10 protein-coding genes are annotated in these 14,364 nt (G+C 48.1%); 9 read left to right on the forward strand and 1 reads right to left on the reverse strand.

The genetic code is table 11. The annotated features are described in order from the left end of the window. The first annotated feature begins 312 nt into the window (after positions 1-312). The gene (locus ACFFJH_RS07180; protein WP_390211278.1) at positions 313-1,773 is read left to right on the forward strand and encodes an aminopeptidase P N-terminal domain-containing protein; all 1,461 of its coding nucleotides are present in this window, start codon (positions 313-315) and stop codon (positions 1,771-1,773) included. Between the two features lie 107 nt (positions 1,774-1,880). On the opposite strand, the gene ACFFJH_RS07185 is transcribed toward ACFFJH_RS07180, so the two are convergent. Then, positions 1,881-3,779, reverse strand: a complete 1,899-nt coding sequence (locus ACFFJH_RS07185) for a response regulator (RefSeq protein ID WP_390211279.1) — start codon at positions 3,777-3,779, stop codon at positions 1,881-1,883. Between the two features lie 492 nt (positions 3,780-4,271). On the opposite strand from ACFFJH_RS07185, the gene ACFFJH_RS07190 reads away from it, so the two are divergent. The 8 genes from ACFFJH_RS07190 (at position 4,272) to ACFFJH_RS07225 (ending at position 14,300) form a co-directional block, all read left to right on the forward strand. Beyond that, positions 4,272-8,264, forward strand: coding sequence for a DUF3683 domain-containing protein (locus tag ACFFJH_RS07190; RefSeq protein WP_390211280.1), 3,993 nt, complete (start codon positions 4,272-4,274; stop codon positions 8,262-8,264). A gap of 10 nt (positions 8,265-8,274) precedes the next feature. Beyond that, positions 8,275-8,688, forward strand: coding sequence for an HIT family protein (locus ACFFJH_RS07195; protein ID WP_390211281.1), 414 nt, complete (start codon positions 8,275-8,277; stop codon positions 8,686-8,688). Positions 8,689-8,948: 260 nt separating this feature from the next. Continuing rightward, the gene (locus ACFFJH_RS07200; RefSeq protein WP_390211282.1) at positions 8,949-9,380 is read left to right on the forward strand and encodes a gamma-butyrobetaine hydroxylase family protein; all 432 of its coding nucleotides are present in this window, start codon (positions 8,949-8,951) and stop codon (positions 9,378-9,380) included. A 171-nt stretch (positions 9,381-9,551) separates the two neighbouring features. Continuing rightward, a complete protein-coding gene (gene ubiE / locus ACFFJH_RS07205; protein WP_390211284.1) occupies positions 9,552-10,310 on the forward strand; it encodes a bifunctional demethylmenaquinone methyltransferase/2-methoxy-6-polyprenyl-1,4-benzoquinol methylase UbiE in 759 nt (252 codons plus the stop codon). 49 nt (positions 10,311-10,359) lie between these two features. Next, positions 10,360-11,334 carry a Tim44 domain-containing protein gene (locus tag ACFFJH_RS07210; RefSeq protein WP_390211285.1) on the forward strand — a complete coding sequence of 325 codons (975 nt, stop codon included), beginning with the start codon at positions 10,360-10,362 and terminating at the stop codon, positions 11,332-11,334. Between the two features lie 148 nt (positions 11,335-11,482). Continuing rightward, on the forward strand, positions 11,483-12,091 hold the full coding sequence (locus ACFFJH_RS07215; protein ID WP_390211286.1) for a ubiquinone biosynthesis accessory factor UbiJ: 609 nt from the start codon (positions 11,483-11,485) through the stop codon (positions 12,089-12,091). Then, positions 12,088-13,659, forward strand: a complete 1,572-nt coding sequence (gene ubiB, locus ACFFJH_RS07220; RefSeq protein WP_390211287.1) for a ubiquinone biosynthesis regulatory protein kinase UbiB — start codon at positions 12,088-12,090, stop codon at positions 13,657-13,659. The genes ACFFJH_RS07215 and ubiB overlap by 4 nt, the downstream gene beginning before the upstream one ends. A 17-nt stretch (positions 13,660-13,676) precedes the next feature. Beyond that, a complete protein-coding gene (locus ACFFJH_RS07225; RefSeq protein ID WP_390211288.1) occupies positions 13,677-14,300 on the forward strand; it encodes a methyltransferase domain-containing protein in 624 nt (207 codons plus the stop codon). Positions 14,301-14,364: the final 64 nt, after the last annotated feature.

Here is a 14,364-nt window from a genome sequence, read left to right on the forward strand (position 1 = left end):
TATCAAAATCGGACGGGTTACGGTTTGCTCACCATGAGTTGCGGTTGGCGTTCGATGAGTTACAGGTGTTACAGGTGAAAATCGAATAGTGGGATGGATGATGAGACGGGTGGAAGATCACTAGCGTTAGCCATTTGGGATGGTATTTGTTGTTAAAAATGTGCTACTTAAAACGAAAATTACTTGCTCAGGGCAACACTATTTAAGTAAATGCATTGTTTGGGATTCGACTTTTGACGTAGGATGCAGAGTGTGGTTTTTCGCCGCTTGGCAAATGACTTTGCTGGTCAATTCTAAATTGGAGTCTTCACGATGTATTCCCGTCTTTTTTCTCTGTCTACTTTGCTGTGCGTATTCACTGCGCCATTTTGTCTAAACAGTGTTGCTGCACCAGCAGTTCCCGCAGTGCCCACAGTCGTCACTAAACAAGGCTTTCATGCGGTGCGTTTACCCGCTAGTTTTTTCTCTGAAAATCGCGCTCGTTTGCTCGCTGAGCTCAAAAAAATGGGCCCCGGCACCATTGCTGTCATCAAATCGATGCCAGAACAAAATCGTAATGGCGACAGCACGCACATGTATCGGCAAGATTCGGATTTTTACTATTTAACGGGAGTCGAAGAAGCGGAAGCGGTCGCGGTATTGGATGCGGATAGCAATCAAGCCTACACCTTGTATGTACGCAAGCGCGACCAGCGTCGTGAAGCTTATGATGGTGCGCGACTGGGTGTTGAGGGCGCATTAAAACTCGGTGCCAATAAAGCGGAGTCCTTTCCCGCCGCGGAAGAGAGTTTAAAAAATGTCGTGAGCAAGGCGCAGCGCGTTGTGCTGGTATCCAATTTTGATGAAGATTTCCGTAGAAAAATGCTCGATTGGATTTATCCCTTTGGCAGCGACAATAATCATTCTTCCCATAAGCGTATTTTGGTCGATGGACGACACCTTATCGCAGAAATGCGCGTGATCAAGCAGCCAGCAGAAATCGACATGCTACAACGCGCAGTCGACGTCACGGTGGCCGGACACTTGGCCGCAATGCAAGCATCGCTCACTGCTGCGAACGAGGGCGAAGTTGCGGGTGGTTTTCAAGGTACAGTGCGCAGTTTAGGCGCTCGATTTACTGGCTACGATACGATTGCTGGCACAGGACGAAATAGCTGTGTTTTGCATTATTTGACCAATGATCACGATATCGAAGCGGGGTCACTTATGCTCCTTGATGCGGGTGCTGAAGTCGGCTACTACACGGCCGATGTCACGCGCACTTGGCCAGTGTCGGGGCAGTTTTCTAAGGAACAAAAAGCCATCTACGAATTAGTATTGAAAGCGCAAAATGCGGCCATCGATTTAGTTAAACCCGGTCGCCTTCATCATGAAGGCTTCGACGCCGCCATGCGCATTCTGAGTGATGGTCTAGTCGATCTTGGCTTACTCAAAGGCGATAAAGACAGTGTTTTCAAAAGCGGTGCCTACAGCCGTTTCACCATGCATGGGATTAGCCATTGGATAGGCCTTGATGTACATGATACTGGCGACTATCAAATGGAAGCCGGCAAACGTGGTGGCCAGCGCGTCTTGGCACCGGGCATGGCATTGACAGTCGAGCCTGGCATTTATATTCCCAAAGATGCAAACGATGTAGACGCCAAATGGCGCGGCATAGGCGTACGGATCGAAGACGTACTCTTAGTGACGCCAGAAGGCAATCGCAACATGAGTGGCAAGTTGCCGCGCACGGTGAAAGATTTGGAAGCGGTGTTGAAGAAACGGAATTGAATTTGGCTTGTTAGCTACCGCATCCTCATAGCAGGATGCGGTAGCTAAGTTAAATGCTGCAATGGATCGTTGACTTGGCCTTACCTGATAAATCAGCGGCCGAGAATCTACATCTGCTTAAAATGGTGCAAATAACTACGACTCACCGGTAGCTTATCAGTGCGTCCTTTCATAAACACGGTAGCCGTCTCGTTTTCCCCGCGCATCACGTGACTCACCATATTCATATTCACCACCACTGAACGATGTACTTGAACAAAGTGGGTGGCGTCGAGTTGGTCTAGCAGTTCTTTGAGTGAGCTGCGAATTAAGGCTTCAGCGGGTTTGCCGTCTTCGCCGCGCCAAGCGATTAAGGTGTATTTTTCATCTGAACGTAAGAAGTCGATATCCGCGACTGGGATCATGCGCAATGATTGACCGACCATGGCTTTAATCCAGCGCAAGGGTTCTGGTGCCGCTTTCTTCTGTAATCGCGCTTCTAATTTATCCAATAAATTCTCGATGTCGGGCGCTTCTTGTGCGCTTCCTATACGCTCTCGTACACGTGCAACGGTATCGGCGAGACGCGCGGGATCGACTGGTTTGACGAGATAATCCAAGGCGCCCTGGGTGAAGGCTTCCACCGCATATTCACTATAGGCCGTGACGAAGACTAAATGGACGCCACGTCCGATTTGTCGAGCAGCTTCGATGCCGGTCATGCCTGGCATATGCACGTCGAGAAAACATACTGTCGGCTTATGTGCTTGGTATTGTTCGACCGCTTCGCGTCCATTGCGCGCTTCTGCGACGATGCTTAATTCGGGCCAAGTCTGCGCCAACATGCGAGTGAGTGAGCTCCGCAAGAGAGGTTCGTCATCGGCGATCAGTGCGGTAGGGCGGGATGAGCTCATATTGATTTCCCATGACAAATAGCTTGTTGAAGTAGTCTGTTGGACTGGAAAGTTAATTTCTGCCAGAAAGCCATGCGGTTCAAGGGCAGTTAAGCTGAGTTGTGCTTGATCTGCAAATACTAAATGGAGACGTTCACGCAGATTGGCTAAGCCAGTGCCTAGGCCTTTGCTTTGTTGGTCGCTACTTAAGCCAATGCCAGTATCGCGCACTTGTGCCACGCAACGATCATTTTTTAATTGCACGCTCACCTCGATTTGTCCACCTTCCTCACTCGGATCTATGCCATGACGCACTGCGTTTTCTACCAAGGTCAGTAAAGTCATGGGAGGACAGGGTACTTTGAGCGCCGTTTCATCGACATGGAATGCATACTGTAATCGATCCGGCATACGCATATGCATTAATTCTAGGTAGGCGCGCACTAATTCCAGCTCTTGTCCTAGGCTAGTTTTTGCATTGCTCAGATTTGGCACTGCCGCGCGTAAATACGCGATTAGGCTAGCCAATACCGTTGATGCTTGAGGAGAACCCGAGTCGACCAACTCGCGTATATTCGCGAGAGTATTAAACAAAAAATGGGGCTCGACTTGTGCCTGCAATAGACGCAGGCGCGAATCGAGTGCATCGCGTGCTAACTCACTACGTTCTAACTCAAACGAGAGTGCTTGCCTCTGTGCTTGTCCATTGATGTGGCGATACAGTGCCGACATCGCAATCCACGGCGAGAATAGTAATCCAGCACCTATCATCTGACCACATCCATCTAATTTTGCCTGGACTTGGTACCAAGGAACTGGGTCGCCTATAGTCGTTAAGGTATAGGCCAGTGCAGCCGCAAATGGCACCACGATTGCCACTGCCGCGATTTGAAGCACCCAACGTGCGACCCAGCGTGGCAAGCGTTTCGGCCAACGCTCGACAATGCCATATACAGCTAATTGCATCATCGCGATAAAAAATAGACGGATAAAAATCGTCACCCACCAAGATGCCCAGGTGAACTTCATCATAATACTGAGTATGAGGGTGCCCACCAGAACGACTTTGATGCGATCCCATCCAAACATGGCTGGAGGTGTCAATAACGCGTTCGAGATTTCTTTGCTATCCATGATGTAGGCCTGTACGAGGTGGAGTAGTTGCAGTTCCTATTCCTCGGAACGCAAACTAAGAATACTAAGGTTAAGCAGAGTTTACCCGCCTTGTTTGGATACGGCTATTTCTACCAGATGGTTGACGGTAGGCGGTAGTCGAACGACGTTATAGCTTGACCAAAGACGGCTACTTACCTGAGCTTGAGCGCAAAGCCGCTATTTCAACGTAACTATTATTAGCATCAATTAAGCAGAACTAAGCAGAAAAATCGGTATTTCGATGCGTGATAAAAACAGACCCAATTTAGGCGCTTTGAAATTCGACGATAGAAATCTGGCAAAAGACACATATTTCATGCCAAATATTCAAAGTTTTTGAAATTCAACAGAATTTCCTCAGGCTTTTTCACAATATATCAAAAGATACCCGCAAAAAAGTAAAGGCTGATTCAGCATGGTGCAGCGCAATAGGCTAGAATGAGTTTTTAATATCCGTCTAACCATTTGCAGATGAATGCTCCAGCCCACCATTTAGGACTACCACCGCATCACGACAACGATGCCCAAGCTAGCGCAGCGCCTGTGCGTTTGCGCGAAATTCCTTATAACTACACTTCATTTTCAGACCGTGAAATCGTGATTCGCTTGCTAGGCGAAGATGCATGGAGTTTGCTCGATAGTTTGCGCGGCAAACGGCAGACGGGGCGATCTGCGCGTATGTTGTACGAAGTGTTGGGTGATATTTGGGTCGTGCGCCGCAATCCTTATTTGCAAGACGATATGCTGGAAAATCCCAAGCGTCGTCAAGCTTTGATCGACGCTTTGAATCATCGTTTGCACGAAGTAGAAAAACGTCGTGTCGCCACCGACTCCATTAATGCCGAAGATGCGGATCGCAGTAATTCGGTGGAGATTTTGGTGAACGCAGCGCGCAAGGCGGTGGCCGATTTTTCTAAAGAATTTCGTGATACTTACGACCTACGTAAAAAAGCGAGTAAGTTATTAGCCAAACATACGGCCAAAGACAATATCAAATTTGACGGTTTGAGCCGCGTTTCGCACGTGACGGATGCGACCGACTGGCGGGTGGAATATCCATTTGTCGTCTTGACCCCAGATACCGAAGATGAAATGGCGGGCTTAGTCAAATCGTGTATCACGCTAGGTTTGACGATCATTCCACGCGGCGGTGGCACGGGCTACACCGGTGGCGCGATTCCTTTAACGCCGATGTCAGCAGTGATTAACACCGAAAAACTTGAACAACTCGGCGCTGTAGAAATGCTGCGCTTGCCGGGCACGGATCGTGATTACGCTGTCATTTATTCTGGTGCTGGTGTGGTTACCAAGCGCGTGTCAGATGCGGCAGACAAAGCGGGCTTTGTGTTCGCGGTTGATCCGACCTCGGCTGAAGCGTCCTGCATAGGCGGCAATGTTGCCATGAATGCCGGTGGCAAGAAGGCAGTGTTGTGGGGCACTGCGCTCGACAATTTGGCGTCATGGCGCATGGTCGATCCGAATGGCGATTGGTTGGAAGTCACGCGCCTTGAGCACAATTTCGGCAAGATCCATGATGCGGAAGTGGCGAAATTTCAATTGGAATGGACCCATCCAGGCGAAAAGACACCATTTAAAACAGAGTTGTTGAATATCCCCGGACGCACTTTCCGCAAAGAAGGTTTGGGCAAGGACGTGACCGATAAATTCCTCGCGGGTTTGCCGGGTGTACAAAAAGAAGGCTGCGATGGTTTGATCACCTCGGCACGTTGGATTTTGCATCGCATGCCAAAATTTGCCCGCACGGTTTGTTTGGAGTTTTTTGGACAAGCGCGTGATGCCATTCCTAGCATCGTTGAGATCAAAGATTACCTCGATGGCGAAACCAAAAAAGGCGGCGCGATTCTCGCGGGCTTGGAACATTTGGATGAACGCTATTTAAAAGCGGTTGGCTACACCACCAAATCCAAACGTGGTGTCATCCCTAAGATGGCATTGTTCGGCGACATCGTCGGTGACGATGAAAACGCCGTCGCGCAAGCCGCTTCCGAAGTCATCCGCATGGCGAACGCTCGTGTCGGAGAAGGCTTTGTCGCCGTGAGCCCGGAAGCGCGTAAAAAATTCTGGTTAGATCGTGCCAAAACCGCCGCGATTTCTAAGCATACCAATGCGTTCAAAATCAACGAAGACGTGGTGATTCCGCTCGATCGCATGGGCGAATATACCGACGGCATCGAACGTATCAATATTGAACTCTCGATACAAAATAAGTTGGCGTGTATCGCTGCATTAAAAGAGTTTGTCCTGCGTGGCAACCTTCCTTTGGGTAAAAGCGAAGATGCCGATGGCGATGATATTCCAGCGGCAGAATTGCTCGAAGATCGCGTTTCACAAGCGGATCAATTGCTGAGTGATATTGCAGCACGTTGGACGTATTTGTTGACGCAGCTCGATCAACCCTTGCGCGATGCGCGTGTGGAGTTGAACAAATTAGGTTTAGATAAACTCGATTTCGTATTTGAACAACGCTTGCAAAAGCAGCCAGATGCACGTTTGTTTGATGTGGTGCAAGACCGCACGGTAAGAATCTCTTGGAAGACAGAAGTGCGTGCGCCTTTGCGTCAAATATTCAACGGTGCTGCGTTCAAATTGATCTTGGATGAATGCACGGCGATCCACAAAAAAGTCTTGCGTAGCCGTGTCTTCGTTGCCTTGCACATGCATGCCGGTGATGGCAACGTCCACACTAATTTGCCAGTCAATTCCGATGATTACGACATGTTGCAAGTGGCGCATTATGCGGTTGCGCGCATCATGGTGTTAGCACGTTCTTTGAATGGTGTTATTTCAGGTGAACACGGTATCGGCATTACGAAGTTAGAGTTTTTGACCGAAGACGAGATCAAAGATTTCCGTGCGTACAAATTGCGCATCGACCCAGAAGGTCGCTTCAATAAAGGCAAATTGTTGAATCTGCCTGACTTCGCTGCCGACTTACGCAATGCCTACACGCCTTCGTTTGGCCTGATGGGACACGAGTCTTTAATCATGCAACAAAGCGATATCGGCGCAATTGCGAATAGCGTGAAAGATTGCTTGCGTTGCGGTAAATGCAAACCAGTTTGCTCTACGCATGTTCCACGTGCAAATCTTTTGTATTCACCACGCAATAAGATTTTGGCGACGTCTCTGTTGGTCGAAGCCTTCCTGTATGAAGAGCAAACGCGTCGCGGTATTTCGATTAAACATTGGGATGAATTTTCTGACGTGGCGGATCACTGCACGGTTTGTCATAAGTGCGTGAATCCTTGCCCAGTCGATATTGATTTTGGCGATGTGTCGATGAACATGCGCAATCTCTTGCGTAAAATGGGACAAAAGAAATTCAATCCCGGCACAGCTGCATCAATGTTCTTCTTGAATGCGACTGATCCGGCAACCATCAATGCGACGCGTCAAGTGATGATAGGCTGGGGTTATAAAGCCCAGCGCTTTGGTCACGAGTTCTTTAAAAAGTTCGCCAAGTCACAAACCAAAACGCCACCGGCGACGGTCGGTAAAGCGCCAATTAAAGAGCAGGTGATTCACTTTATCAACAAAAAAATGCCGGGCAATTTGCCGAAGAAGACGGCACGTGCTTTGCTCGATATTGAAGACGATAAAATCGTACCGATTATCCGTAATCCACAAACCACCACGGCGGACACGGAAGCAGTATTTTATTTCCCTGGCTGTGGTTCGGAGCGTTTGTTCTCGCAAGTGGGATTAGCGACGCAAGCGATGTTGTGGAATGTGGGCGTACAAACCGTGTTACCGCCGGGCTATCTGTGCTGTGGTTATCCGCAACGTGGCTCTGGCCAGTTTGATAAAGCAGAAAAAATGATGACGGATAATCGCGTGCTGTTCCATCGCATGGCGAATACGCTGAATTATCTCGATATTAAAACGGTCGTCGTGTCTTGCGGCACATGCTACGATCAACTCGCGACCTATGAATTCGATAAGATTTTCCCCGGCTGTCGCATCGTCGATATTCACGAATTCTTGATGGAGAAAAATGTCAAACTAGAAGGTGTCACGGGCACGCGTTATATGTATCACGAGCCTTGCCACAATCCTATGAAATTGCAAGAGTCGGGCAAGACCATTAATAGCCTGATTACGACGGTCGATAACGTGAAGATAGAAAAGAACGAACGCTGCTGCGGTGAGTCTGGCACTTTCGCGGTAAGTCGCCCTGATATCTCGACGCAAGTGCGCTTCCGTAAAGAAGAAGAGATGAGCAAAGGTGCAGATAAATTGCGTAACGATGGTTTCAAGGGCGACGTGAAAATTTTGACTTCTTGTCCGTCGTGTTTGCAAGGTCTTTCACGCTACAACGACGATAGCGGCACCCAAGCCGATTACATCGTAGTTGAAATGGCGCGCCATATTCTTGGTGAAGACTGGATGCCAGAGTATGTTGCCAAAGCGAACAACGGCGGTATTGAGCGCGTCCTGGTATAAGGTGAGATCCATGCAATGTGAATTATGTGAAGTGGATGGCGGCGAGTTGATCGTGAAGACCGAAAAATTTCGCGTCGTCTTAATCGACGACGCGAACTACCCCGGATTTTGTCGGGTGATCTGGAATGCGCATGTCAAAGAAATGACGGACTTAGCCATCCCTTATCGTTCCGCCATGATGCAAGCGCTGTGCAAAGTCGAACAGGCGATACGCGATGTGATGCAGCCACATAAAATCAATTTGGCCAGCTTAGGCAATATGGTGCCGCATCTGCACTGGCATGTGATTCCACGCTACCAAGACGATGCGCATTTTCCGAATCCTGTGTGGGCGGCGACGGATAGAACTTCTGCCGAAGTAGATGCTAAACGCGCTTTGTTGCCCGCTTTGCGTGAAGTTATTCGGCGTGAATTTGCAATCTAAAATGTAGGGCGGGTGCAACCCGCGCCACCCAAACTTCGTGCAAGCGAGATCGATTTTTGTGCGGCACGGCTTGCACCGGACCTAAGTATCAGCATGTCTTAAAATATTTGCGTAAATATTAAGTGTCGCTCCTGCGAAGGCAGGAGCCCAGTGGCGTAGCTTGATCAACGCAAGACACTGGATTCCTGCTAAAAGCATGCAGGAATGACGGAAATCTCGTCTGCAGTCGACTAAAACAATTCCCTATCGAATAAAAAAACATGAACCATCTACCTCCACCAATCACCCACAAAGTCCATTCCACCGCACTCAATGCCAGAACGGTATCGCGTTTGTTAGAAATCGAATTCGATGACGGCAAGCGTTTTGAACTGCCATTTGAACTCATGCGTGTGTATTCTCCATCAGCCGAAGTACGTGGTCATGGTGAAGGCCAAGAAGTCTTACAAATCGGTAAGCGCTTGGTCAGTATCACGGGGATAGAGCCAGTCGGCAATTACGCGATCAAGCCGATTTTTACTGATGATCACAGTACCGGCATTTTTACCTGGGAATACTTGTATTGGCTAGGCACGCATCAATCAGTATTGTGGCAAGACTATTTGGCACGCTTGCAAGCGGCTGGTTATGCCGGTGAAGCAGGGCGTGATGCGGTTCCCGCACCTAAAACTGGACCGAAATGCGGTTCATAGGTAATTTTTTGAAATTTCTACCGCAGAAATATTGACCTAAGTCCGAGTCGGATTCCAGATTCGGCTCTATAATCCCGCCTGTCGATTTCTAGTAACGCAGTTTCAGTCTCGTCGACAAGTCTGAAACACCGCGTAGAAATCCTAATCTTTCATTCTCTGCAGAGTACCAAGATGAGCGAGCAAGTAAATAAAATGGATGGGACGACTACCCATTTCGGTTACACCACGGTGGCTGAAGAAGAAAAAGTCCATAAAGTAGCGGAAGTTTTTCATTCGGTCGCTGCGAAATATGATGTCATGAACGATCTGATGTCTGCTGGTTTGCATCGTATCTGGAAAATTTTTACGATTGCACAAGCGGGCGTGCGTCCAGGATTTAGAGTTTTGGATATCGCTGGTGGAACTGGCGATTTGGCCAAAGAATTTGTTAAGCAGGCCGGTAAAACGGGGGAAGTTTGGCATACCGATATCAATGAGTCGATGTTGCGCGTTGGTCGTGATCGTCTCTTGAATAAAGGATTGATTACCCCAACTTTGTTGTGCGATGCAGAGAAGTTACCGTTTCCGGATAATTATTTTGATCGCGTCAGCGTCGCATTTGGTTTGCGCAATATGACGCACAAAGATCAGGCGCTGGCAGAAATGCGTAGGGTTTTAAAGCCGGGTGGAAAATTGTTGGTACTGGAGTTTTCTAAAGTGCCAGAAGTTTTGCAAAAGCCGTATGACTTGTATTCGTTTAAAGTCTTACCGTGGCTGGGGCAAAAGATCGCCAATGATGCCGATAGTTATCGTTATCTAGCAGAATCGATACGCATGCATCCCGATCAAGAAACGCTCAAAGGCATGATGCAAGAAGCAGGTTTGGAACGTGTGGAATATTTTAATTTGACCGCAGGTGTCGCGGCTCTACACACAGGGATTAAGTTATAAACCAGTAGTTTTATTGGAATAGTGTTGGTAGTACAAAAAGGAGATTCACATGAAACATATTTTATTAAGTATCGCTTTGTTGTTTGGTGCCACGACCATGATCGTCGCTGACGCCGATGCGCAGCGCATGGGTAAACGTAGCTCATTTGGACGTCAGTCGAATAACGTCACACAAAAAGCACCAGCAGCGAATGCGGCGAATCCAGCGCAAGCTGCCAAACCAGGTGCGCCTAATGCGGCAACACCAGCGGTACCACCGAAGCCATCCATCCCTTGGAAAGGTATTGTCGGCGGTTTGATCGGCGGTGCTTTGTTGGCAGGCTTATTCTCTTCTTTGGGTATGGGCGGTGCTTTGGCGAGTGCGATGGGTTCTATTTTGACTTTCGCCATTATCGGCTTGCTGGTATTCATGGCTTTCCGTTTCTTCACTCGCAAAAAAGCGGGCAATGCACCTAGCATGTTTAATCAACAGCCTGCTTACGCTGGCATGTCAAATAACAACGCCTTGCCAGAAATTGGCTCACGTATTGATCCTGTTCAGCAACAGGCGCCAGCCGCCGCATATACATCCACGACGCCAACTTCTGTTAGCGCTGCGAATTTGAATGGCTCAGGTTCTGTGCCATTGGCCAACCAAGGCAACTGGACAATTCCAGCCGACTTTGATGTGACGGGTTTCTTGCGTCATGCAAAATCGAACTATATTCGTTTGCAAGCGGCATGGGATCGTGGCGATATGAACGATATCCGTGAGTTCACGTCACCTGAGATGTTTGCTGAAATGAAATTGGAATTGCAAGACCGTGGTAATGCGAAGAATGAAACCGATGTAGTGACATTGGACGCAGAGTTATTAGGCATAGAAACGCAAGCTTATGATTACATCGCTAGTGTCAAATTCACGGGTATGATCAAAGAAGGCGGCGCGACCAATCCAGAAGCATTTGCTGAAGTATGGAATTTGGCAAAACCGATCAATGGTCAATCTGGCTGGTTGTTGGCAGGTATTCAGCAGTTGAACTAGTTGGTCGAATGTCGGTACAGCTTTGTTTTCGGACAAACTTGTATCTGATAAAAACGCTTGAAATTGGCCGGATTGAAGGTCTTTTAAGGGTTTGCTGTTAAACTAAGAACCGCGCATGGTGTCATGCGCGGTTTTTTTATTTTTACCTATGATTTCTACCCCTTTTATTTTATTTGTGAACCATTTGTTGGCTCAAGAACCATGGGCAGCAGCGCGTTTGCAAAAACATCAAGGCAAGACGGCTTGTATTGATATTGAATTATTCCAGTTGCGCGTCAAAGTCGGTGCGGATGGCTTGTTGCTAGCGGCAGATGAGCGCACAGAACAAGCGACTCCAGATCAAGTCACTTTGCGGATCAAACCTGCTGACTTGCCTTTGATTGCGCAACATCGTGAGCGTGCCGTGGCCTATGTAAAGATAGAGGGCGATGCCGACTTTGCGAATACGCTTTCGCAATTGAGTCAGGATTTGCGCTGGGAAGCGGAAGAAGACTTAAGCAAGTTATTTGGTGATGTTGCGGCAGTGCGTATGGTCGCGACGGGAAAAAGTATCCTCGAAAACGCGAAGCGCACGCATCAAAATCTACAAGAAAATCTGGCCGAATATTTTTTAGAAGAAAACCCTATGTTGGTACGACCACAAGCCGTGCGCGCTTTTGGCGAACAAGTGAACAAGACGCGTGATGATGTCGAGCGTTTGATGAAACGCCTTGAAAGAATAGAAAAATTGGAAAAAATGAAGGTAAGCAAGCAATGATTTTAAACTCTCTGCGCCTATTTAAAATTGTTCGCATCGTTCTGAAATACGGCATCGATGAGATCGCTATGTCTGGTTTGCGCATTCCGCGCACGGCCAAAGTTATTAAAGCAATTTTGTTCTGGCGTGACTTATCCGCTCCTCGCGGTGAGCGTTTGCGCAAATCCTTAGAAGATCTGGGACCAATTTTTGTGAAGTTCGGTCAGGTGCTGTCAACCCGGCGTGACTTAATGCCACCCGATATTGCGAATGAATTGGCCTTGCTACAAGACCGCGTGCCGTCATTTGATCCGGATTTGGCGGTGGCACAAATTACCAAGTCACTTGGCGCGCATCCTGATCAATTATTCGCCAGTTTTGAACGCGTGCCAGTCGCTTCCGCATCGATTGCGCAAGTGCATTTTGCTACGCTCAAAGATGGTCGTGAAGCTGCGGTCAAGGTATTGCGTCCAGGGATGAAAGATACGATAGATCGTGACGTGGCGTTAATGAAAATCGCCGCGGGTTGGTTAGAGTTTTTATGGGCGGACGGCAGGCGTTTGAAAGCCAAAGAGGTGGTTGGCGAGTTCGATAAATATTTGCACGACGAATTAGATTTGATGCGCGAAGCAGCGAACGGCAGTCAGTTACGTCGTAATTTTGCTGATTCTGATTTACTGATCGTACCGGAAATGTATTGGGATTATTGCTCACCATCTGTGATTGTGATGGAACGCATGAAAGGTATCCCGATTTCGCAAATCGATAAACTGCAAGAAGCGGGTGTCGATCTCGCGAAGTTATCGCGTGATGGCGTAACGATATTCTTTACCCAGATTTTTCGCGATGGTTTTTTCCATGCGGATATGCATCCGGGGAATATCTTGGTATCGACCGAGCCTGCGACTTTAGGGCGTTATATCGCACTCGATTTTGGTATTGTCGGGACTCTCAATGATTACGATAAAGACTATTTGTCGCAGAATTTTTTAGCTTTTTTTCGCCGAGATTATAAGCGTGTTGCAGAGGCGCACATCGAGTCAGGTTGGGCGCCCAAGGAAACCCGCGTAGATGAGCTGGAAGCCGCGGTACGCGCTTGTTGCGAGCCTATCTTTGATCGTCCATTAAAAGATATTTCTTTTGGTCAGGTTCTATTACGTTTGTTTCAAACTTCGCGTCGCTTTAACGTCGAAGTGCAACCACAATTAGTTTTGCTGCAAAAAACTTTACTCAATATCGAAGGTCTAGGGCGTCAACTCGATCCCGACCTCGACCTTTGGAAAACGGCGAAGCCGTATCTGGAGCGCTGGATGAGTGAGCAAGTTGGCTGGCGCGGCTTAATGGATAAGCTGAAAGCAGAAGCGCCGCGTTACAGTCATATTTTTCCGCAATTACCACGCCTAGCTCATCAGGCTTTGAGTCGTGCCGCAGAAGGTGGCAATAATGAGGCTCTACTGGCGAGTTTGATTGCAGAGCAACGAGCGACTAATTCTTTACTTCGAACGATAGTCTATGTCGGTGTTGGTGTGTTAGCAGGTGTTATTCTGACTTTTGCTTATGTGAACTTTTTTATGTTCACGGTAGCATGACGTCTTAACACAGTAGCATGCCGCCTCAATTCTCTAATCGTGATCCGAATCATCCCGCGTTTTGGGATGAACGCTTTCAACAAGGTTTTACACCGTGGAATCGTGGTGCGGTACCGCAGGCCTTACAGGATTTTGTAAACCATTCTGAGGTGTCGCAACACGGAGTTCATCGTTGCTTAATTCCTGGATGCGGTCATGCGCATGAATTAGGATTCTTATCTGAAGCCGGTTGGCAAGTGACTGCAATTGATTTTTCCAGCGCGGCGGTGGCCACCGCAAAATTACAAGTCGGGAAATGGGCAGAGCGCGTGCAGCTAGCAGATTTTTTTAAGTTTTCTGCTGAAGCGCTGCTGACATTGATTTATGAACGTGCTTTCTTTTGTGCTCTGCCACCGGCGATGCGCAAGGACGTGGTGGCGCGTTGGGCCGCACTGTTACCCTCTGGTGGTCAGCTGATTGGTTTTTTTCTGTTGGACGATACTGAAGGCGCGAGTAAAAAAGGCCCACCGTTCCGTACTCATCCACAAGAATTTGCAACATTAATGCAGCCGTATTTTACGTGTTTGGAAGACGCCGATGTGAACGATTCTCTAGCCGTGTTCGAAGGAAAAGAGCGTTGGCAGGTTTGGCAGCGCCTGTGAGTTAATTCGTTTCTTTAGTGAAGTAAAAAATGTTGAATTAGAAAACAAAAAACGGATCATGTGA

The sequence above is a fragment of the Affinundibacterium danionis genome, assembly GCF_042432465.1.
Taxonomy (GTDB): Bacteria; Pseudomonadota; Gammaproteobacteria; order Burkholderiales; family Burkholderiaceae_D; genus Undibacterium; species Undibacterium danionis.

Coding starts and splice junctions, on each gene's coding strand:
- ubiB (WP_390211287.1), top strand. CDS start 12,088: ATGATTTTAAACTCTCTGCGCCTATTTAAAATTGTTCGCATCGTTCTG.
- ACFFJH_RS07195 (WP_390211281.1), top strand. CDS start 8,275: ATGCAATGTGAATTATGTGAAGTGGATGGCGGCGAGTTGATCGTGAAG.
- ACFFJH_RS07215 (WP_390211286.1), top strand. CDS start 11,483: ATGATTTCTACCCCTTTTATTTTATTTGTGAACCATTTGTTGGCTCAA.
- ubiE (WP_390211284.1), top strand. CDS start 9,552: ATGAGCGAGCAAGTAAATAAAATGGATGGGACGACTACCCATTTCGGT.
- ACFFJH_RS07210 (WP_390211285.1), top strand. CDS start 10,360: ATGAAACATATTTTATTAAGTATCGCTTTGTTGTTTGGTGCCACGACC.
- ACFFJH_RS07225 (WP_390211288.1), top strand. CDS start 13,677: ATGCCGCCTCAATTCTCTAATCGTGATCCGAATCATCCCGCGTTTTGG.
- ACFFJH_RS07190 (WP_390211280.1), top strand. CDS start 4,272: ATGAATGCTCCAGCCCACCATTTAGGACTACCACCGCATCACGACAAC.
- ACFFJH_RS07180 (WP_390211278.1), top strand. CDS start 313: ATGTATTCCCGTCTTTTTTCTCTGTCTACTTTGCTGTGCGTATTCACT.
- ACFFJH_RS07200 (WP_390211282.1), top strand. CDS start 8,949: ATGAACCATCTACCTCCACCAATCACCCACAAAGTCCATTCCACCGCA.
- ACFFJH_RS07185 (WP_390211279.1), bottom strand. CDS start 3,779: ATGGATAGCAAAGAAATCTCGAACGCGTTATTGACACCTCCAGCCATG.